This window comes from Kosakonia sp. LAM2021 (genome assembly GCF_016620385.1).
Taxonomy (GTDB): Bacteria; Pseudomonadota; Gammaproteobacteria; order Enterobacterales; family Enterobacteriaceae; genus Kosakonia; species Kosakonia sacchari.
Map to the genome: position 1 here is coordinate 1 of NZ_JAENHT010000015.1, position 18689 is coordinate 18689.

Sequence of the window (18689 nt, forward strand, 5' to 3'; positions counted from 1 at the left end):
ACAACCTGTTTGACTGCTTCAGTTTTAAACTCTTCGGGATAACGCTTACCGCTCATGGGCACCTCTCTTTAAGCCATCTTAAATGACTCTGAGGTGTCTGTTAAACCCGTGGCGATTCAGAGCAAAATTCGGCACATTGCAGCGGGAGTCGCCGCTACTGGCGATTCATTATCGCAGTATTCCAGCGGTACTTTTGGCGGCGTATTAGGGGGATCTTATGACGTTGACGAGTAGAACCAAAACTATCCTCCGATGGGGAGGAATTTGTTTTGTCACCTTAAGCTATTTCTTCGGGCTGTTTGTAGCCTTACAAGCATTCGCGATTTTCTCTGAAAATCAAACCCTTGTTTCAGACCCTGTTCCATTAAAAGACTATTACCAAGCGGTTGATTCAGTTATGCAAGCTACAAACGGCGTTTTTTATGTCGCCTTCTTTGGCTTTGCGATCTGTGTCCCGCTGATCTTACTCATCTTCAAAAAAGTGAGATAACCGCCAAAGGCTGGAGAGATCCAGCCTTTCCCTTTCTTCCTGAATTTAGCCAATACAAGCCGAATGCCAGTTGGTGGTTCGTTGTTCAATGTCAGAACAATCAAAAACAACTTTTGCTTAGTAAATTTCTGATAGCTAAACACATGCAAACCAACTTTTGTCGGTGTTTTATAAGAAAGGGGAGAGAATTCTGGAGCGGGCGAAGGGAATCGAACCCTCGTATAGAGCTTGGGAAGCTCTCGTTCTACCATTGAACTACGCCCGCATTGAGATGCGACAGGCATTATAACCTCTTAGCGCGTGAGAGCAAGGCGAGTTTGCGGGTAACCGCTGGAGTTTTAAGCAATTAATCTTCCCTGGTGTAGCGCCATCATTTTGTTGCGAAAATTAGGACAACATAACCTCCCGCGTTACGCTTTCAGGCATAGCATAGCTCCCGTTGTTCCCACTCATTTCAGAGAATCGCTATGAACGCTAAGCCGTTGGTTTTGGGATTTATTATTTTTGCGGGTTCGTTGAATACTGCACTGGCGGATAGTTGCCAATCCAACATTTTTGGTGGACAGGATTGCCGCTATGACGATGGCACAACCTCCAGCAGCCGGGCCAATATTTTCGGCGGGCAGGATACTAACTACAGCGATGGAAGAACGACAACCAGCCGAGCCAATATCTTTGGCGGCCAGGACACCGATTACAGCGACGGTACCCATTCGAGCAGCCGGGCCAACATTTTCGACGGCCAGGATACGGACTACAGCAACGGTAAATCCTCAACCAGCCGCGCGAATATTTTCGGCGGTCAGGATACGCAAAACAATTAATTCCACATCAACACGCAAGCTAACAGGGCGGGCTGCCGCCTGTTAGCTTCACTCATCAGCATTTCGGCGGGCTGCCTTGAGGCGGTAAATAACGCAGCGGATCGATAGCCGTCGCCTTATAGCGCAACTGGAAGTGTAAGCGCACTGAATCAGCATCGCTGCTGCCCATGGTGGCGATTTTCTGCCCCGCTTTCACACTCTGTCCGTTGTTGACCAGCAGCGTGTCGTTGTGCGCGTAAGCGGTAATGTACTCTTCGCTGTGCTTAATCATGATCAGGTTACCGTAGCCGCGCAGTTGATTGCCAACATAGACCACCTTCCCGGCGCCGGAGGCATAAACCGGTTGGCCGCGTGTACCAGCAATATCAATGCCTTTGTTCCCGCCGTCAGACGTGGAATAGGTCATGATGACTTTCCCGGTTGTCGGCCAGCGCCAGCAGCGCTGCCCTACTGGCGGCCACGACGAGAGCGGAACCTGCGAGGAAGGCACCACTTTTGCAGTCTTAGTGCCGGATTTTGTCGAGGATGAGGTGGTTTTCGACGCGCCATTCACTTTCAGCCGCTGCCCCACTTCAATGGTGTACGGCGGTGAAATGCCGTTCATGCTGGCCAGATCTTTTACGCTGGTGCCGGTAATACGGGATATGCGGTACAGCGTATCGCCCCGCTTCACCGTATAAACGGAGCCGGAATAAGTAGAGTTACTTCCGGCGCAGCTCGCCAGCAGCAAACTGATTGCCAGGCAAATGACAATACGAAACGGGCTTTTCGTCAGGCATCCTGCGCGCAAAACAGATCCTCGAATAGAATAAATGGCGACATATCATACCAGCCACTCGCCGGTTGCTAAACCCTTCAAACTGACTTGCGCGCAATCGGGTAACCCTGCGCGATAATTTCCATTATCTCCGGCAAATAAGGTGTGGAGGGCATCTTCACCAGCGCCGGATAAAATACCTGCGGTGAAGGAAACACATCCACCACATGGCAATGACTGAGTTTACGGGCGTCGACTTCCGATGACGGCAGCAGCGTGGCCGCGGCGAGACCAGACTCCAGCCACTCCAGGATCACTCCCGGCTGGGTGATGTGCATAATCACCTTCGGGTTACCACCCGCTTTACGAAACAGATCGATCAACATCTCGTAAGTGCCGGCGTCTTTTGCCCGGTGCAGCAGCACCAGTGGAAACGCCGCCAGCGCCTGGTAATCAAACGGGCTGGCAGGAGCTTGCGCCAGGCACTGCTTACTGATCACCGCCACCAGCCGCACCGGATCAAAAGAGACATAATCGAAGCCTTCGCTGCGATAAGGCCGCTGGATCATCGCCAGATCGATCGTGCCTTCATTGAGCATGGTTTCTAAGTGGCTGGAATCGGTAACGGATATATTAATTTCAGCATCGGGGTGGCGCTTATAAAGCTCCAGTAATAACGGTTTAAAATAGGATTGAAAAAGATGGGTTAAGCCGAGTCTTAGCTGGAATTTTTCTTTATTGGCAATTGCTACAGTTTCCCGTGCCGTATCTTCAACCTGACGTAATATTTCACAGGCTTTACGATAAAGAAAATAACCGGCTTCGGTGGGTTCAATTCTGTTTCCCTGACGCGAAAATAAGGAAACCTGTAACTCTTCTTCCAGTTCCTGAATCCGTTTACTGAGCGGCGGCTGCGCCATATTCAGCACTTTCGCCGCCTGGCTTACGGATCCCTGTTCCACCACACGGCAAAAATAACGCAATCTTTTCAAATCCATACCGCTTATCTCCGCTGTACCTGAGCGCTCAGTATCACACCTGGCGTAAAAAAGGAAAAGCACGACGTTTTATGCCATTTATCAACCTGAATTTAACATTCTCATAAAGAGTACTTTTTTGATCTGGTCTGCCTCCGGAAAACGGTATTTGTTTAATCACCGCAGGAAAAATAAGGTAACGGCAATCAGTAAATTCCCATCTAAAAATGGAAAAGACCATGTCAAATAGCAAAAACAATAATGCCAGCGGCGTTTTCGATTTACGCTCTGCACTTAAATTACTCAAAACACTGCCTGGCGAATATGTGGAAACCGACACCGAGGTTGATCCGCACGCGGAGCTCTCCGGAGTTTATCGTTATGTTGGCGCAGGCGGAACCTGCCAGCGCCCGACGCGGAAAAACGGTCCGGTGATGGTGTTCAACAAGGTGAAAGGTTTTCAGGATATCAGCGTCGCGATTGGCCTCAACGGTTCCCGCAAACGCGTCAGCCACTTCCTCAACTGCGCACCGGAAAAACTTGGCCACCTGCTGAAAGACTCGGTACAAAACCCGATTCCACCGGTGCTAACCCAGGACCACGCGGTGTGCCAGGAAGTGGTGCATCTGGCAAGCGATGCGAATTTCGATTTGCGCAAATTGCTACCTGCGCCAACAAACACCGAAGAAGATGCTGGTCCGTACATCACCATGGGGCTGTGCTACGCCTCAGATCCAGAAACGCGTGAATCCGATATCACCATTCACCGCCTGTGCGTGCAAAGCCGTGATGAACTGTCGATGTGGCTTACGCCGGGTCGCCATATCGACGCATTTCGCATGAAAGCGGAAGCCGCGGGGAAACCGCTGCCGATCTCCATCAGTATCGGTGTCGATCCGGCAATTGAAATTGCCGCCTGTTTTGAGCCGCCGACCACACCGCTGGGTTATGACGAACTGAGCGTTGCCGGTGCGCTACGCGGGCACGCCGTGGAAATGGTGCAGTGTAAAACCATCAATGAACGCGCCATTGCCCATGCGGAAATTGTTATTGAAGGCGAACTGCTGCCGCATATGCGTCTGCGTGAAGACCAGAACACCGATACCGGCAAAGCGATGCCTGAGTTTCCGGGCTACACCGGCGAAGCCAAAGAAGCCCTGCCGGTTATCAAGGTGAAAGCGGTAACCCATCGCTATAACCCGATCTGGCGCACCACAGTTGGGCCGGGCGAAGAACACGTCAACATGGCAGGTATTCCAACCGAAGCCAGCATCCTTGATATGGTAGGTCGTGCCATGCCGGGTAAACTGCTTAACGTCTTCGCGCACTCAGCGGGCGGCGGCAAGCTGCTGGCGGTGATGCAATTCAAAAAATTCTCGCCTGCGGATGAAGGTCGTCAACGCCAGGCCGCGCTGCTTGCATTCTCCGCGTTCCCGGAACTGAAACACGTGATTCTGGTTGATGAAGATGTCGACATTTTCGACAGCGACGATGTGCTGTGGGCGATGCAAACCCGTTATCAGGGCGATGTCGATACCGTCACCATTCCCGGCGTACGTTGTCACCCGCTCGATCCATCGCAGGTGCCGGAATACAGCCCGAGCATTTTGCAGCAGGGCATGTCCTGCAAAACCATTTTTGACTGTACGGTGCCATTCCATCTGAAAAGCCACTTTGAACGCTCGAAATTCAAAGCGGTGGATGTGAAACGCTTCCTGCCAGATTTCGAATAAGGAGGCCGGTGTGACCACATTGCAACGCATCATTGTTGGCATCAGCGGCGCTTCCGGTTTTCAGTATGGCGTGAAAGCACTTGAGCTTTTGCGCGGGCAGCCGCTGGAAGTCCATTTGGTTGTCTCGAAAGGGGCGGAAAAAACCTGTGCGCTGGAGACGGATTACCAGCTGGATGAGGTGATGGCGCTTGCGGATGTGGTGCATCCTGTCGGCAATCTTGGGGCTGCCATTTCCAGCGGATCGTATAAAACCATGGGCATGCTGGTTGCGCCCTGCTCCATGCGAACGCTGGGATCTATCGCCAACTGCCTGACGGATAACCTGCTAACCCGCGCCGCCGACGTGGTGCTCAAAGAGCGCCGCCGTCTGGTGCTGCTGGCGCGCGAAACGCCGCTTAATCTCGGCCATATTCGCAATATGCAGGCGGTGACAGAAATGGGCGGGATTATTTTCCCGCCGGTGCCGGCGCTCTACCAGCGCCCGCAATCCACTGATGAGATCATTACCCACAGCGTCAGCCGTGCGCTGGATCTGTTTGGTATTGATGTGAAAAATCTCCCGCGCTGGGGCGAGGGAAACCTCGCTCATCACGCGTAACGTGCAGGAAACATTATGTTAATCGGTCCTTATGTGAACGGCGCCGCCGTCATTGTTGGTGGTCTGCTCGGTTCACTGGTTGGTACGCGCATTCCCGAACGCGTGAAAGTGGCGCTGCCGCTGACATTTGGTTTGTGCTCTGTTGGTCTGGGTATCAATCTCGTTATTAAAGTGAAATTTATGCCCGCCGTGGTGCTGGCGATGGTGATCGGCGCGGTGATCGGCGAAGCGTTTTTCCTCGAAAAACAGATTGGCAAAGCGGCCGGCACCACGCGCGGTTTAATCAACCGTATTTTCCCGCCGGTTCAGGGCCTTACCCATGATGAATTCACCGAGAAGTTCGTCGCCATTCTGGTGCTGTTTTGCGCCAGCGGCACGGGGATTTTCGGTGCCATGCATGAGGGCATGACCGGCGATCCGTCGATTTTGTATATCAAGACGGTGCTGGATCTGTTCACGGCGGCGATTTTTGCCACCATGCTCGGCTTCTCGGTGATGACTATCGGTATTCCGCTGATCATCGTCCAGGTGGCGCTGGCTACGCTCGCGGTCTTTATCCTGCATATGATCACCCCGGATATGATGGGCGACTTCTCCTGTGCGGGTGGATTAATCATGGTGGCGACCGGGCTGCGAATTTGTAATATCAAGACCTTCCCGGTGGCGAACATGCTTCCCGGTCTGGTGCTGGTGATGCCCTTTTCCGCTCTCTGGGCCACTCTTTTTGCCTGAGCCTCGGATATACTAGCGTTTGCCCGGTGGCGCTGTGCCTGGCTGATCCGTGAGATCGCGTTCTCCCGGTAAGTCACGCATAGCGCCACCCGGCGTGGTTATGTTCGGGAGTCGTTATGGTTATTCAAGAACACGTTATTTTGCTTAACGACCAGGGAGAGGTTCTCGGCACGCAGGAAAAATACGCCGCGCACACATCGCATACACCGCTGCATCTGGCTTTCTCCTCCTGGCTTTTTCGCCCGACAGGCGAATGTCTGGTTACCCGCCGCGCAATGAGTAAAAAAGCCTGGCCCGGCGTCTGGACCAACTCAGTTTGCGGTCATCCACAAATGGGTGAAACCATTGAGCAGGCGATTGTCCGCCGCTGCCGCTACGAAGTGGGTGTTGAGATCGCCGCTATCACCGCCATCGCACCGGGTTTTCGCTACCGCGAAACCGATCCGTCAGGCATTGTCGAAAATGAGATCTGCCCGGTTTTTGCCGCAGAGATCGTATCGCCGCTAACAATAAACAGTGATGAAGTAATGGAGTATCAGTGGGTTGAACTGGATGCATTGCTGCGTGCGCTTAACGCCGCGCCGTGGGCTTTCAGTCCGTGGATGGCGGCAGAAGCCGCCAGCGCAGAGCAACAGTTACGACACTTTGCCGCAGAACTAGCGCAATAAAAAAGCCCCGACGCGACAAACGCCGGGGCTTTTTTTATCGCTGAGCGATTATTTCACCGGACGCATCGCCGGGAACAGGATCACATCACGAATAGTGTGGCTGTTGGTAAACAGCATCACCATACGGTCAATACCGATGCCCAGACCAGCAGTCGGCGGTAAGCCGTGTTCCAGCGCGGTCACGTAGTCTTCGTCGAAGAACATGGCTTCGTCGTCGCCCGCTGCTTTCGCATCAACCTGATCCTGGAAGCGCTGCGCCTGATCTTCTGCGTCGTTCAGCTCGCTAAAGCCGTTACCGATTTCACGTCCGCCAATGAAGAACTCAAAGCGATCGGTGATTTCCGGATTCTGATCGTTACGACGCGCCAGCGGCGAAACTTCCGCCGGGTATTCGGTAATGAAGGTCGGCTGGATCAAGTGCGCTTCGGCCACTTCTTCGAAGATCTCCGTGACGATGCGGCCCAGACCCCAGCTCTTCTCAACCTTGATACCGATACTTTCGGCGATTGCTTTCGCGCTGTCGAAGTTATCCAGATCCGCCATGTTGGTTTCCGGACGGTATTTCTTGATCGCTTCGCGCATGGTCAGTTTTTCGAACGGCTTCCCGAAATCAAACACTTCGTCGCCGTACGGCACTTCGGTTTTGCCGAGAATGTTCTGCGCAAGCGTACGGAACAGCGATTCGGTCAGTTCGATCAGGTCTTTATAATCTGCGTACGCCATATAGAGTTCCATCATGGTGAACTCAGGGTTATGGCGAACGGAGATACCTTCGTTACGGAAGTTACGGTTGATTTCGAATACGCGCTCGAAGCCGCCAACCACCAGACGTTTGAGGTACAGTTCCGGCGCGATACGCAGGTACATGTCGAGATCCAGCGCGTTATGGTGGGTGATAAACGGACGCGCAGAGGCACCGCCCGGGATCACCTGCATCATCGGCGTTTCCACTTCCATAAAGTCGCGGCCTACCATGAACTGGCGGATGCCGGCCAGGATCTGCGAACGCACTTTGAAGGTGTTGCGGGATTCATCATTCGAGATGAGATCCAGGTAACGCTGACGATAGCGCGCTTCCTGATCCTGCAAACCGTGGAATTTGTCCGGCAACGGACGCAGCGCTTTAGTCAGCAGACGCAGTTCGGTGCAATGGATAGAGAGTTCACCAGTCTTGGTCTTGAACAGCTTGCCGCGTGCGCCGAGGATATCGCCGAGATCCCATTTTTTAAACTGCTCGTTGTAGACGCCTTCCGCCAGATCGTCCCGAGAGACATACAGCTGAATGCGGCCACCCACATCCTGCAAGGTTACGAAAGAGGCTTTACCCATGATGCGGCGGGTCATCATACGGCCCGCAACGGCAACTTCGATGCCCAGCGCTTCCAGCTCTTCGTTCTCTTTGGCATCGAATTGTGCGTGCAGCTTGTCAGAGGTCTGATCGCGACGGAAATCGTTCGGGAACGCCACGCCCTGCTCACGCAGTTGCGCCAGCTTCTCGCGGCGAGTTTTCAGTTCATTATTAAGATCGACTGCCGCGTCAGCGCCTTGTGCTTGTTGTTCAGACATGTTGGTTCCTCATAACCCTGCTTTCAAACTTGCTTCGATAAATTGATCCAGGCTGCCGTCCAGCACCGCCTGCGTGTTGCGGGTTTCAACCCCGGTGCGCAGATCTTTAATGCGGGAATCATCCAGGACATAAGAACGGATCTGGCTGCCCCAACCGATGTCCGACTTGGTGTCTTCCATCGCCTGTTTCTCAGCATTTTTCTTCTGCATTTCCAGTTCATAAAGCTTCGCTTTCATCTGCTTCATGGCCTGGTCTTTGTTCTTATGCTGGGAGCGGTCGTTCTGGCATTGCGTGACCAGCCCGGTTGGAATGTGGGTAATACGCACCGCGGATTCCGTACGGTTTACGTGCTGACCGCCCGCGCCGGATGCGCGATAAACGTCAATGCGCAGGTCCGCCGGGTTGATTTCAATATCAATATCGTCGTCCACTTCCGGGTAGACAAACGCGGAGCTAAACGAGGTGTGGCGACGGCCGCCGGAATCGAACGGGCTCTTACGCACCAGGCGATGAACGCCGGTTTCGGTACGCAGCCAGCCGTAGGCGTAGTCACCCATAATCTTAATGGTGACAGATTTGATGCCCGCAACTTCACCTTCGGACTCTTCAATGATCTCGGTTTTAAAGCCGCGCGCTTCCGCCCAACGCAGATACATGCGCGTTAACATGCTCGCCCAGTCCTGCGCTTCGGTGCCGCCGGAACCGGCCTGAATATCCAGGTAGCAGTCGGCGCTGTCGTACTCACCAGAGAACATGCGGCGGAACTCCAGCTGCGCCAGTTTCTCTTCCAGCACATCCAGTTCGGCGACTGCTTCGTTAAAGGTTTCTTCGTCTTCGGCTTCAACCGCCAGATCCAGCAGGCCGCTGACATCTTCCAGCCCCTGACGCATTTGATCCAGCGTATCAACGATAGCTTCGAGTGAGGAACGCTCTTTGCCCAGCGCTTGTGCGCGCTCAGGTTCGTTCCACACGTCCGGCTGTTCCAGCTCGGCGTTTACTTCTTCCAGACGCTCTTTCTTGGCGTCATAGTCAAAGATACCCCCTAAGAACGTCGGAGCGCTCCGTGAGGTCCTGAATACGATTTTTTACCGGGTTAATTTCAAACATGGTCTGATTTCTTTTAATGGACTAGTCAAAATGCGGTGATAAGGGCGGAAGTTTACCGGATTCCCGCCCTGTTTTATAGCGAATACTGGCGCTAAAGTGGCCAGAGATTCTCGATGATCAGCTGTACGCTACGATTGCCGCGAAACTCGTTCACATCCAGTTTATAAGCAATATTTACCTGCCGCACACCGTTGTCCGGCCAGCAGGAGGTATCGACGTTAAAAGCGATGCCATCGAGCAACGGGCCGCCGCCAACCGGCTCCAGCATCACCTTGAGATGACGCTCGCCGACCAGTCGCTGCTGCAGGAGGCGAAACTCACCGTCAAACAGCGGTTCCGGGAACATTTGCCCCCAGGGGCCAGCTTCTCGCAACATCTCCGCGACTTCCAGCGTCATCTCCTGCGCCGACAGCGGGCCGTCAGAGACAATCTCACCTTGTAATAACGCTGGATCCAGCCATTCGGTCACCAGCTCGCCAAAGCGCTGGCGGAACTCTTCAAAACGGTGTTCTTCCAGCGTCAAACCGGCTGCCATTGCGTGACCACCGAATTTGAGCATCATGCCAGGAAACAGCATATCCAGACGCTCCAGCGCATCGCGCATATGCAGCCCCTGAATCGAACGTCCCGAGCCTTTCAGCACCCCATCTCCGGCAGGCGCAAAGGCGATCACCGGGCGGTGAAAGCGCTCTTTAATGCGCGAAGCGAGAATACCGACCACCCCCTGATGCCACTCGGGATGGTACATCGCTAAGCCGCCGGGCAGCGTTTCACCGCTGCGTTCAAGCTGCTCGCACAGCGTCAGCGCTTCTGCTTGCATCCCCTGCTCAATCTCTTTGCGCGTCTGGTTCAACGCGTCGAGATCGCTGGCTAACTGGCGCGCTTCACCAAGGTTATCGCACAGTAACAGCGCAACCCCTACCGACATATCGTCCAGCCTGCCCGCCGCGTTAAGGCGTGGTCCGAGCGCAAAACCGAGATCGCTTGCCGCCAGCTTCTGCGCATCGCGGTTGGCAATTTCCAACAGCGCTTTGATGCCGGGACGGCAACGACCGGCGCGAATACGGCTCAGCCCCTGCCAGGTCAGAATGCGGTTATTGGCATCCAGCGGCACCACGTCTGCCACCGTTCCCAGCGCCACCAAATCGAGCAGCTCTGCCAGATTTGGCATCGCCAGGCCGCGCGTCTCAAACCAGCCGTTGTCACGCAAAAAGGCACGCAAAGCCAGCATCAGATAGAACGCAACGCCAACCCCGGCCAGCGACTTCGACGGAAAATCGCAGTCGCGCAGATTCGGGTTAACAATCGCTTCGGCATCCGGCAACGTGTCACCCGGCAGATGGTGATCGGTTACCACCACCGGGATCCCCAGTTCATGTGCTCGCGCCACGCCGGCATGTGAAGAGATGCCGTTATCCACTGTCAGAATGAGCTGTGCGCCACGCGCATGCGCTTGATCGACCACTTCAGGACTAAGCCCGTACCCGTCGTCAAAACGATTTGGCACCAGGTAACTGACGTTTTCGCAACCGAGCGCGCGCAGCGCCAGCACGCTAAGGGCGGTACTGGTTGCGCCATCCGCGTCGAAATCACCCACCACAATAATGCGCAGCCCTTCACGCAAGGCGTTGTAAAGCTGCGCAACTGCATCATCGATACCGGTAAGTTGTTGCCACGGCAGCATGCCTTTAACACTGCGTTCCAGTTCACTGGCCGTGCGCACACCGCGGCTGGCGTATAAGCGACGCAGCAGCGGCGGCAAGTCTGCTGCCAGTTCTGCTGCGTCATCCACCTCACGGCGGCGAAGTTGTATCTGAGCTTTCACGCGAATTATTTACCGCCGGTCGCTTTCTGATGTTGATCGAGGAAGGCTTTCATTTCCGCCGGAGCCTGATACCCCGGAACGAGATAGCCGTCATTCAGCACGATGGCGGGCGTGCCGTTGACGCCAAACTGCACGCCCAGCGCGTAGTGATTGGCGATGTCGATATCACAACTGGCCGGTTTCACGTCTTTACCTTCCATCGCACTATCGAAGGCTTTTTTAGGATCTTTTGCACACCAGATAGCCTTCATCTGGTTTTCAACTTCGCTCGGTACGCCCTGACGCGGGAATGCAAGATAACGCACGGTGATGCCGAGTGCGTTGTAGTCTGCCATTTCGCTGTGCAGTTTCTGGCAGTAGCCACAAGTGATGTCGGTGAACACGGTAATGACATGTTTTTCCTGCGGCGCTTTATAGACAATCATCTCTTTTTCCAGCGCGTTCAGATGCGGTAACAGCATCTTAGTGGTGACATTTACTGGCTGCGCGCCGCTGACATCGTACATCGGGCCCTGGATGATATGTTTGCCATCTTCGGTCACATACAGCACGCCGCTGTTGGTCAACACGGCTTTCATTCCGGCAACAGGCGCGGGCAGAACTTCGCCACTCTGTACACCCAATTTTGCCAGCGACTGTTTGATAGCCGCGTCATCAGCATGTGCCGCGCCGGTAAACGCCGCCGCCAGCAGGGTGAACATCACTAAACCTTTTTTCATAACATATCCTTAGATTGTCAGCATTCACGCCCGCGGGTGATGCTGTTGATGAAGCTTGCGCAGCCGCTCGGTAGCGACATGCGTATAAATTTGCGTGGTCGATAAATCCTGGTGGCCTAAAAGCATTTGCACTACTCGCAGATCCGCGCCGTGGTTCAGCAGATGGGTGGCAAACGCATGACGCAAAACATGGGGCGAAAGCTTTTCACTGTCGATGCCCGCAAGCACAGCATAGTGCTTGATGCGATGCCAGAAAGTCTGGCGCGTCATCTGCTGCGCACGCTGGCTTGGAAATAGCACATCAATTGAAACACCGTTAAGCAGCCACGGGCGGCCATGCTCCAGATAGTTTTCGACCCAGTACACCGCCTCTTCGCCCAGCGGCACCAGGCGTTCTTTATTGCCTTTACCAATCACTCGTACCACGCCCTGGCGCAGGCTGATATCACTCATCGTCAGGCCAACCAGTTCCGAGACGCGAAGGCCGGTGGCATACAACACCTCAAGCATCGCTTTATCGCGTAACTCCAGCGGTTGGTCAACCACCGGTGCCTGCAAAAGCCTGCCTACCTGCGTTTCACTTAAGTCTTTCGGTAAACGTTGCGGCAATTTAGGCGATGCGAGTAATGCGCTGGGATCGTCGCTGCGTACTTTTTCCCGGTAAAGGTACTGAAAAAAACGTCGCACGGCGCTAAGCAAGCGCGCCGAGCTGGTAGCCTTATAACCCCCGCTCACCCTTTCAGCTAACAGCGCTTGTAAATCATCACTTTGCGCTTTTTCAAGACTGCTGGCGTGGTGGTGCAGCCACTCCACCACACTTTTCAAATCGCGGCGGTAAGCATTTAGCGTATTTTCCGCCAGGTTGTTCTCAAGCCAGAGAGCATCGAGAAACTGTTCGATCCGTGCAAGATCCTGTTCCATCCAGCGTCTCCTTTACTCAAACGCTGCATTATGCCTGATTGATGTACGATTCTGGTACACTGCGTGAAAAGACACATCAAGAATCGAGAAGTTTACGTTATGAATATCGGTCTGTTTTACGGTTCCAGCACTTGCTACACCGAAATGGCGGCGGAAAAAATCCGCGATATTATCGGCCCGGAACTGGTGACGCTGCACAACCTGAAAGACGATGCTCCCACCCTTATGGAACAGTACGATGCGCTTATTCTGGGCATTCCAACCTGGGATTTCGGCGAACTGCAGGAAGATTGGGAAGCGGTTTGGGATCAGCTTGATAACCTCAATCTCGACGGAAAAATCATTGCGTTGTACGGCATGGGCGATCAGCTCGGTTACGGCGAATGGTTCCTTGACGCACTCGGCATGCTCCACGACAAACTGGCTCCCAAAGGCGCAACGTTCATCGGTTACTGGCCGACAGAAGGCTATGAGTTTACCAGTAAAAAACCGGTCATTGCCGATGGGCAGCTCTTTGTCGGCCTGGCGCTGGATGAGACCAATCAGTACGATTTAAGCGATGAACGCATTCAAAGCTGGTGCGAGCAAATACTGACGGAAATGGCGGAACGGCTCGGCTGAGCCATACCCGCCTTAATGCAGCCCCTGCGCCGGATTTTGGGTGATCATCCGGCGTAGATCGCGCCACTCCTGCGAATCCATACTGTCTGCCGCCAGCCATAAATGCTGGCGCCGTCCATCTTCCGCACGGCGTAAACGCAACATCATGCCGCCGCGTATCATCCAGGGTGTACCGACAATATCCCACTCCACACCCTGCCAGCGCAGACGGGAATCCATGAGCAGTTTGATTTCGCCGTGGCAGGCGTTGATCCGCCGCTGGCTGCGTACGCAGTCGAAAACCACCAGCGACAGCAGCAAAAGCCATAGCGGCGTATAGCTCAACGGCCAGGGCATAAAAAGAATGAAGGCCGCCACCAATCCGTGCAGTAATAACGAAATCCATTGTGCGCGCCATGAGACGCGTAAATCAGATTGCCACAGGACCACGATCCCGATTCCGTGTCTGAATTAACTGCACCATTCGCTGCAACTCCGCGTCCTGGGGTTTGCCATGATTCATCAACCAGTTGAATAAATCAGGATCATCGCTTTCAAGCAGACGTACAAACAATTGCTTGTCATGGTCGCTGAGCGAGTCGTACTCGTGTTCAAAAAAAGGCATGATGGAGATATCGAGTTCGCGCATTCCGCGGCGACAGGCCCAATGGATACGGGCTTTATTATTAATATCCATGTTCTTCTCCCTTCATAGGCATGAGGGCCTATTGTAACGTGTTTTTAATATTCCTTTTGCGGAATATTTAGCTTCCCGGGCCTGCTTCCAGAATAAATCGCATCGTCTGCAAAATTATCACTGTGCTGCGTAGCGCCTCGCAATGCTCGCACAATGGCACAAATCGCATGCTTTATCGCTTGCATTGAACAATGGCTCTTTTACCATTAAGTACCAACACAGCGTTAAGCTAATCAGGACATTATTATGGCTTTTACTCCATTTCCTCCGCGCCAGCCGACCGCATCTGCCCGTCTGCCGCTGACGCTTATGACGCTCGATGACTGGGCGCTGGCAACCATTACCGGTGCGGATAGCGAGAAATACCTGCAAGGCCAGGTCACCGCTGATGTGTCGAAGATGGCGGTAGATCAGCATCTTTTGGCGGCGCATTGCGATTCTAAAGGCAAAATGTGGAGCAATATGCGGTTGTTTCACTATCAGGAAGGATTTGCCTGGATTTTGCGCCGCAGCGTGCGTGAATCGCAGCTTCGCGAACTGAAAAAATACGCCGTATTCTCAAAAGTCACTATCGCCGCAGATGACGAACATGTGCTGCTGGGCGTTGCCGGTTTTCAGGCTCGCGCCGCGCTGGCTAATCTCTTCACAACGCTACCGGACAGTGAAAAGCAGGTTGTGCAAGAAGGGGAAACAACCATCCTGTGGTTTGAACATCCGGGCGAACGTTTCCTGCTGGTTACCGATGTCGCAACGGCAGAGCAGGTAACGGAAAAACTGCGCGGCGAAGCGCAGCTTAACAATAGCCAACAGTGGCTGGCGCTGAATATCGAAGCCGGGTTAGCGGTGATTGACGAGCCAAACAGCGCACAGTTTATTCCGCAGGCGACCAACCTCCAAGCGTTGGGCGGCATTAGCTTCAAAAAAGGGTGCTACACCGGGCAAGAGATGGTGGCTCGCGCGAAATTCCGTGGTGCCAACAAACGTGCGCTGTGGTACCTGGCGGGCGCAGCCAGCCGTACACCAGAAGCGGGTGAAGATCTTGAATTGAAAATGGGTGAAAACTGGCGTCGAACCGGTACGGTGCTAGCATCAACTCAGTTGGATGACGGCCGCGTGCTGGTTCAGGTCGTAATGAACAATGACATGGAGCCAAACAGCGTGTTCCGCGTACGCGACGACGCCAGTACGTTAAGCATTGAGCCGCTGCCCTACTCGCTTGAAGAAGAATAATCCGCGTTAACACATCTGCACATGCTACAGCCGGGCTGGCACAAGCCGCCCGGCGCTACTGCTTAAACTTGTCCGACGTACAAATAGATCGCCAGGAAATGACACACGCTGCCGCCCAGCACAAAGCCGTGCCAGATCGCGTGATTATAGGGGATACGTTTACAGACGTAGAAAATGACGCCCAACGAGTACACCAGCCCGCCTACAGCCAGCAGCGTTACGCCACCCACCGATAACCGCGTCGCAAGCTGATAAATCACAATCAACGACAGCCAGCCCATCGTCAGGTATGTCACCAGCGACAGCACTTTGAACCGGTGCGCAATGGTGAGCTTAAACAGGATCCCCAGTAAGGCCAGGCCCCAGATAACAATCATCAGCCCACGCGCCAGCGGTGAATCCAGCCCGACCAGTAAAAAAGGCGTATAGGTTCCGGCAATCAGCAGATAAATGGCGCAGTGGTCAAATTTCTTTAACCATCTTTTTGCGCGCTGGTGCGGAATCGCATGGTACAGCGTGGAGGCGAGAAACAGCAGGATCATGCTGCCGCCATAAAGCGCGTAGCTGGTAATCGCGGTCATACTGGCGTTGCTGTCTACCGCCTGTACCAGTAGCAGTACCAGCCCGACAATACCGAACACCAGCCCGATACCGTGGCTGATGCTGTTGGCAATTTCCTCTGCCAGTGTGTATCCCTGTGCGATTAAAGGTTTCTTAACCATGGTAACTCCGGGAAAACTCAAAAAAACGTCGCAACACTAGAGTAACTGAGAATGATTCCAGTGCACACATGTACGCTAAAATAAATATCGTTGATGAATGTTTCATGACGCGGGCTGCCCCCCATGAATGCGAAAGTCAGGGAAACGGCGCCGGAGTTATGGCAGCATGTGAGCACGCAAAAAGCCTGCCGGGTTGCATTGGGCTACGTTTACAGCAAGCAAAGGATATCGCCGTGACAATGTTTACTCACTCCGCCATCGCCAGCCTGAATACTCTGGAGATGCTGGTTTACAACTTTGTCATCAAAAATCGCGACAAAGTGATGTACATGACCATTCGTGAGCTGGCCGACGCGGCGGGCGTCTCCACCACGACCGTGTTGCGCTTTTGCCGCAAGCTCAACTGCGAAGGCTATTCTGAATTTCGCGTACGTTTTAAATTATATTTAGAACAAAATGAGCCACCGCAAGCGAATTTTGGCGCCAGCGAAGTAATCAGCTTTTTTAAAAGCGTCAACAATGACGAGTTTGATAAATTATTAGATAACACCGTTGATATTATATTATCTTCCGAGCGCATTATATTTGTCGGCGCAGGCACATCTGGCGCGCTGGCGAAATATGGCGCAAGATTCTTCTCAAACATTGGTAAATTCAGTAACCATATCGACGATCCTTATTTTCCGGTCACCAATGATATGGCCAAAAACGCGCTGGCAATTGTCCTGTCAGTTTCTGGTGAGACGGAAGAGATCCTGCGCTTTGCCAGCCAGTTCAGCCTGCACCACTGCAAAGTACTGTCGATCACCAGCCACGAACACTCGCGACTGGCAAAACTGGCGGACTTTAATATCTCCTGGCATGTGCCGCAAATGCGCATTAGCGGCGGCTACGATATTACTACGCAAATCCCTGTTATTTATATTCTCGAGTCGCTGGGACGTAAACTGGCGAAGAAAATAGCATAAAAAAACAGTGTGTTTTTTCGGTGTAACAAATTACCCCAGCGGCAATTTGTTATATCGTGACATTTAATTCGCCTTTGTTAGACTCGTTATCAGCCAATATAACGGGAATAGCAACGATGAAAAAATTGACCTTACCGAAAGACTTTTTATGGGGCGGCGCGGTTGCCGCACACCAGGTTGAAGGCGGCTGGAATAAAGGCGGCAAAGGCCCGAGCATTTGCGATGTTCTGACCGGCGGCGCGCACGGTGTTCCACGTGAAATCACACAGGAAGTGGTAGCCGGCAAGTACTATCCGAACCACGAAGCCATTGATTTTCATGGTCACTACAAAGAAGACATCAAGCTGTTTGCCGAAATGGGCTTCAAATGTTTTCGCACTTCCATCGCCTGGACCCGCATCTTCCCGCAGGGCGATGAGCAACAGCCGAATGAAGAAGGGCTGAAGTTTTACGACGACATGTTTGATGAGCTGCTGAAATACAACATCGAGCCGGTCATCACGCTGTCCCACTTCGAAATGCCGCTGCACCTGGTGCAGGAATACGGCGGCTGGACCAATCGTAAAGTGGTCGATTTCTTTGTACGCTTCGCCGAAGTGGTTTTCGAGCGCTACAAGAGCAAAGTCAAATACTGGATGACCTTCAACGAAATCAACAACCAGCGCAACTGGCGCGCGCCGCTGTTTGGCTACTGCTGTTCCGGCGTGGTCTACACCGAACATGAAAACCCGGAAGAGACCATGTACCAGGTGTTGCACCACCAGTTCGTTGCCAGCGCCATGGCGGTGAAAATCGGCCATCGTATTAACCCGGCAATGAAAATTGGCTGCATGCTGGCGATGGTGCCGCTGTATCCCTTCTCCTGTAAGCCGGACGATGTAATGTACGCGCAGGAATCAATGCGTGAGCGTTATGTCTTTACCGACGTGCAACTGCGCGGCTACTACCCTTCTTATGTGCTGAACGAATGGGAACGCCGTGGTTTTACCATCAACATGGAAGCCGGTGACGAGGCGGTTCTGCGCGAAGGTTGCTGCGATTACCTCGGCTTCAGTTACTACATGACCAACGCGGTGAAAGCGGAAGGCGGCGCTGGCGATGCGCTCTCCGGTTTCCAGGGCAGCGTCCCGAATCCGCATGTTAAAGCGTCTGATTGGGGTTGGCAGATTGATCCGGTTGGCCTGCGCTATGCGTTGTGCGAGCTATACGAACGCTACCAGAAACCGCTGTTTATCGTCGAGAACGGTTTTGGCGCATACGATAAAGTCGAAGCAGACGGCAGCATCAACGACGATTACCGCATTGATTACCTGCGGGCACACGTTAAAGAGATGGTCAAAGCAGTGACCTACGACGGTGTGGATTTGATGGGTTATACCCCGTGGGGCTGTATCGACTGCGTCTCTTTTACCACCGGCCAGTACAGCAAACGCTACGGCTTTATCTACGTGAACAAGCACGATGACGGCACCGGCGATATGTCGCGTTCCCGTAAAAAGAGCTTTAACTGGTACAAAGAAGTGATTGCCAGCAACGGCGAAAATCTTTGACACT

Annotated in this window: 20 protein-coding genes and 1 tRNA gene; 10 read left to right on the top strand and 11 right to left on the bottom strand. The window is 53.4% G+C overall.

The features are described from left to right. Window positions 1–217 precede the first annotated feature (217 nt). Window positions 218–490 (top strand): hypothetical protein, encoded by a 273-nt coding sequence (locus tag JKP81_RS21720; protein WP_200553355.1) that lies wholly within the window; start codon window positions 218–220, stop codon window positions 488–490. A 191-nt stretch (window positions 491–681) separates the two neighbouring features. Here the strand turns inward: JKP81_RS21720 and JKP81_RS21725 are convergent. Further along, window positions 682–755: transfer RNA gene (locus JKP81_RS21725), tRNA-Gly, on the bottom strand. Between the two features lie 202 nt (window positions 756–957). On the opposite strand from JKP81_RS21725, the gene JKP81_RS21730 reads away from it, so the two are divergent. Continuing rightward, on the top strand, window positions 958–1314 hold the full coding sequence (locus JKP81_RS21730) for a hypothetical protein (RefSeq protein ID WP_200553356.1): 357 nt from the start codon (window positions 958–960) through the stop codon (window positions 1312–1314). 55 nt (window positions 1315–1369) lie between these two features. Here JKP81_RS21730 and actS read toward each other — a convergent pair whose 3' ends face one another. Next, window positions 1370–2104: an amidase activator ActS gene (gene actS / locus JKP81_RS21735; protein WP_045512762.1), complete on the bottom strand. Its 735-nt coding sequence runs from the start codon at window positions 2102–2104 to the stop codon at window positions 1370–1372. A 65-nt stretch (window positions 2105–2169) separates the two neighbouring features. Further along, window positions 2170–3069 carry a LysR family transcriptional regulator gene (locus JKP81_RS21740; protein WP_200553357.1) on the bottom strand — a complete coding sequence of 300 codons (900 nt, stop codon included), beginning with the start codon at window positions 3067–3069 and terminating at the stop codon, window positions 2170–2172. A 218-nt stretch (window positions 3070–3287) separates the two neighbouring features. Between JKP81_RS21740 and JKP81_RS21745 the strand changes: the two genes are divergently transcribed. The 4 genes from JKP81_RS21745 (at window position 3288) to idi (ending at window position 6779) form a co-directional block, all read left to right on the top strand. Beyond that, window positions 3288–4781, top strand: coding sequence for a UbiD family decarboxylase (locus JKP81_RS21745; protein WP_200553358.1), 1494 nt, complete (start codon window positions 3288–3290; stop codon window positions 4779–4781). A gap of 10 nt (window positions 4782–4791) precedes the next feature. Next, window positions 4792–5379, top strand: coding sequence for a UbiX family flavin prenyltransferase (locus tag JKP81_RS21750; RefSeq protein WP_313626058.1), 588 nt, complete (start codon window positions 4792–4794; stop codon window positions 5377–5379). Between the two features lie 15 nt (window positions 5380–5394). Further along, window positions 5395–6111, top strand: coding sequence for a DUF554 domain-containing protein (locus tag JKP81_RS21755; RefSeq protein WP_200553359.1), 717 nt, complete (start codon window positions 5395–5397; stop codon window positions 6109–6111). A gap of 116 nt (window positions 6112–6227) precedes the next feature. Beyond that, the gene (gene idi, locus JKP81_RS21760; RefSeq protein WP_200553361.1) at window positions 6228–6779 is read left to right on the top strand and encodes an isopentenyl-diphosphate Delta-isomerase; all 552 of its coding nucleotides are present in this window, start codon (window positions 6228–6230) and stop codon (window positions 6777–6779) included. Between the two features lie 48 nt (window positions 6780–6827). Here idi and lysS read toward each other — a convergent pair whose 3' ends face one another. From lysS to xerD, 5 genes are all read right to left on the bottom strand, one after another. Continuing rightward, a complete protein-coding gene (gene lysS / locus JKP81_RS21765) occupies window positions 6828–8345 on the bottom strand; it encodes a lysine--tRNA ligase (protein ID WP_017457623.1) in 1518 nt (505 codons plus the stop codon). Between the two features lie 9 nt (window positions 8346–8354). Beyond that, a protein-coding gene (gene prfB / locus JKP81_RS21770) for a peptide chain release factor 2 (protein ID WP_131408511.1) occupies window positions 8355–9453 on the bottom strand; the annotation gives its coding sequence in 2 pieces (ribosomal slippage) (window positions 8355–9377 and window positions 9379–9453; 1098 coding nt in all). 91 nt (window positions 9454–9544) lie between these two features. Further along, window positions 9545–11278: a single-stranded-DNA-specific exonuclease RecJ gene (gene recJ / locus JKP81_RS21775; protein WP_200553363.1), complete on the bottom strand. Its 1734-nt coding sequence runs from the start codon at window positions 11276–11278 to the stop codon at window positions 9545–9547. A gap of 5 nt (window positions 11279–11283) precedes the next feature. Further along, window positions 11284–11997: a bifunctional protein-disulfide isomerase/oxidoreductase DsbC gene (gene dsbC / locus JKP81_RS21780; RefSeq protein ID WP_200553365.1), complete on the bottom strand. Its 714-nt coding sequence runs from the start codon at window positions 11995–11997 to the stop codon at window positions 11284–11286. Between the two features lie 24 nt (window positions 11998–12021). Next, window positions 12022–12918, bottom strand: a complete 897-nt coding sequence (xerD, locus tag JKP81_RS21785) for a site-specific tyrosine recombinase XerD (RefSeq protein WP_200553367.1) — start codon at window positions 12916–12918, stop codon at window positions 12022–12024. Window positions 12919–13017: 99 nt separating this feature from the next. Here xerD and fldB point away from each other — a divergent pair, with 99 nt between their 5' ends. Then, on the top strand, window positions 13018–13539 hold the full coding sequence (fldB, locus tag JKP81_RS21790; protein ID WP_200553369.1) for a flavodoxin FldB: 522 nt from the start codon (window positions 13018–13020) through the stop codon (window positions 13537–13539). Window positions 13540–13551: 12 nt separating this feature from the next. Here fldB and JKP81_RS21795 read toward each other — a convergent pair whose 3' ends face one another. Both JKP81_RS21795 and sdhE read right to left on the bottom strand, forming a co-directional pair. After that, the gene (locus JKP81_RS21795) at window positions 13552–13968 is read right to left on the bottom strand and encodes a protein YgfX (RefSeq protein WP_020455134.1); all 417 of its coding nucleotides are present in this window, start codon (window positions 13966–13968) and stop codon (window positions 13552–13554) included. Further along, window positions 13949–14215, bottom strand: coding sequence for an FAD assembly factor SdhE (gene sdhE, locus JKP81_RS21800; RefSeq protein WP_131408523.1), 267 nt, complete (start codon window positions 14213–14215; stop codon window positions 13949–13951). Before sdhE ends, JKP81_RS21795 begins: the two co-directional genes overlap by 20 nt. A gap of 246 nt (window positions 14216–14461) precedes the next feature. On the opposite strand from sdhE, the gene ygfZ reads away from it, so the two are divergent. Further along, window positions 14462–15445 (top strand): tRNA-modifying protein YgfZ, encoded by a 984-nt coding sequence (ygfZ, locus tag JKP81_RS21805; RefSeq protein WP_200553371.1) that lies wholly within the window; start codon window positions 14462–14464, stop codon window positions 15443–15445. 62 nt (window positions 15446–15507) lie between these two features. On the opposite strand, the gene JKP81_RS21810 is transcribed toward ygfZ, so the two are convergent. Then, complete coding sequence (locus JKP81_RS21810; protein WP_200553373.1) at window positions 15508–16167, bottom strand: hemolysin III family protein; 660 nt, start codon at window positions 16165–16167, stop codon at window positions 15508–15510. A 239-nt stretch (window positions 16168–16406) separates the two neighbouring features. On the opposite strand from JKP81_RS21810, the gene JKP81_RS21815 reads away from it, so the two are divergent. Both JKP81_RS21815 and JKP81_RS21820 read left to right on the top strand, forming a co-directional pair. Beyond that, on the top strand, window positions 16407–17135 hold the full coding sequence (locus JKP81_RS21815) for a MurR/RpiR family transcriptional regulator (RefSeq protein ID WP_086873857.1): 729 nt from the start codon (window positions 16407–16409) through the stop codon (window positions 17133–17135). Between the two features lie 116 nt (window positions 17136–17251). Further along, window positions 17252–18685, top strand: coding sequence for a 6-phospho-beta-glucosidase (locus JKP81_RS21820; protein ID WP_200553374.1), 1434 nt, complete (start codon window positions 17252–17254; stop codon window positions 18683–18685). The last annotated feature ends 4 nt before the right edge of the window (window positions 18686–18689 follow it).

Coding starts and splice junctions, on each gene's coding strand:
- JKP81_RS21730 (WP_200553356.1), top strand. CDS start 958: ATGAACGCTAAGCCGTTGGTTTTGGGATTTATTATTTTTGCGGGTTCG.
- JKP81_RS21745 (WP_200553358.1), top strand. CDS start 3,288: ATGTCAAATAGCAAAAACAATAATGCCAGCGGCGTTTTCGATTTACGC.
- idi (WP_200553361.1), top strand. CDS start 6,228: ATGGTTATTCAAGAACACGTTATTTTGCTTAACGACCAGGGAGAGGTT.
- ygfZ (WP_200553371.1), top strand. CDS start 14,462: ATGGCTTTTACTCCATTTCCTCCGCGCCAGCCGACCGCATCTGCCCGT.
- JKP81_RS21755 (WP_200553359.1), top strand. CDS start 5,395: ATGTTAATCGGTCCTTATGTGAACGGCGCCGCCGTCATTGTTGGTGGT.
- JKP81_RS21820 (WP_200553374.1), top strand. CDS start 17,252: ATGAAAAAATTGACCTTACCGAAAGACTTTTTATGGGGCGGCGCGGTT.
- lysS (WP_017457623.1), bottom strand. CDS start 8,345: ATGTCTGAACAACAAGCACAAGGCGCTGACGCGGCAGTCGATCTTAAT.
- xerD (WP_200553367.1), bottom strand. CDS start 12,918: ATGGAACAGGATCTTGCACGGATCGAACAGTTTCTCGATGCTCTCTGG.
- dsbC (WP_200553365.1), bottom strand. CDS start 11,997: ATGAAAAAAGGTTTAGTGATGTTCACCCTGCTGGCGGCGGCGTTTACC.
- fldB (WP_200553369.1), top strand. CDS start 13,018: ATGAATATCGGTCTGTTTTACGGTTCCAGCACTTGCTACACCGAAATG.
- JKP81_RS21810 (WP_200553373.1), bottom strand. CDS start 16,167: ATGGTTAAGAAACCTTTAATCGCACAGGGATACACACTGGCAGAGGAA.
- sdhE (WP_131408523.1), bottom strand. CDS start 14,215: ATGGATATTAATAATAAAGCCCGTATCCATTGGGCCTGTCGCCGCGGA.
- JKP81_RS21740 (WP_200553357.1), bottom strand. CDS start 3,069: ATGGATTTGAAAAGATTGCGTTATTTTTGCCGTGTGGTGGAACAGGGA.
- JKP81_RS21720 (WP_200553355.1), top strand. CDS start 218: ATGACGTTGACGAGTAGAACCAAAACTATCCTCCGATGGGGAGGAATT.
- JKP81_RS21815 (WP_086873857.1), top strand. CDS start 16,407: ATGTTTACTCACTCCGCCATCGCCAGCCTGAATACTCTGGAGATGCTG.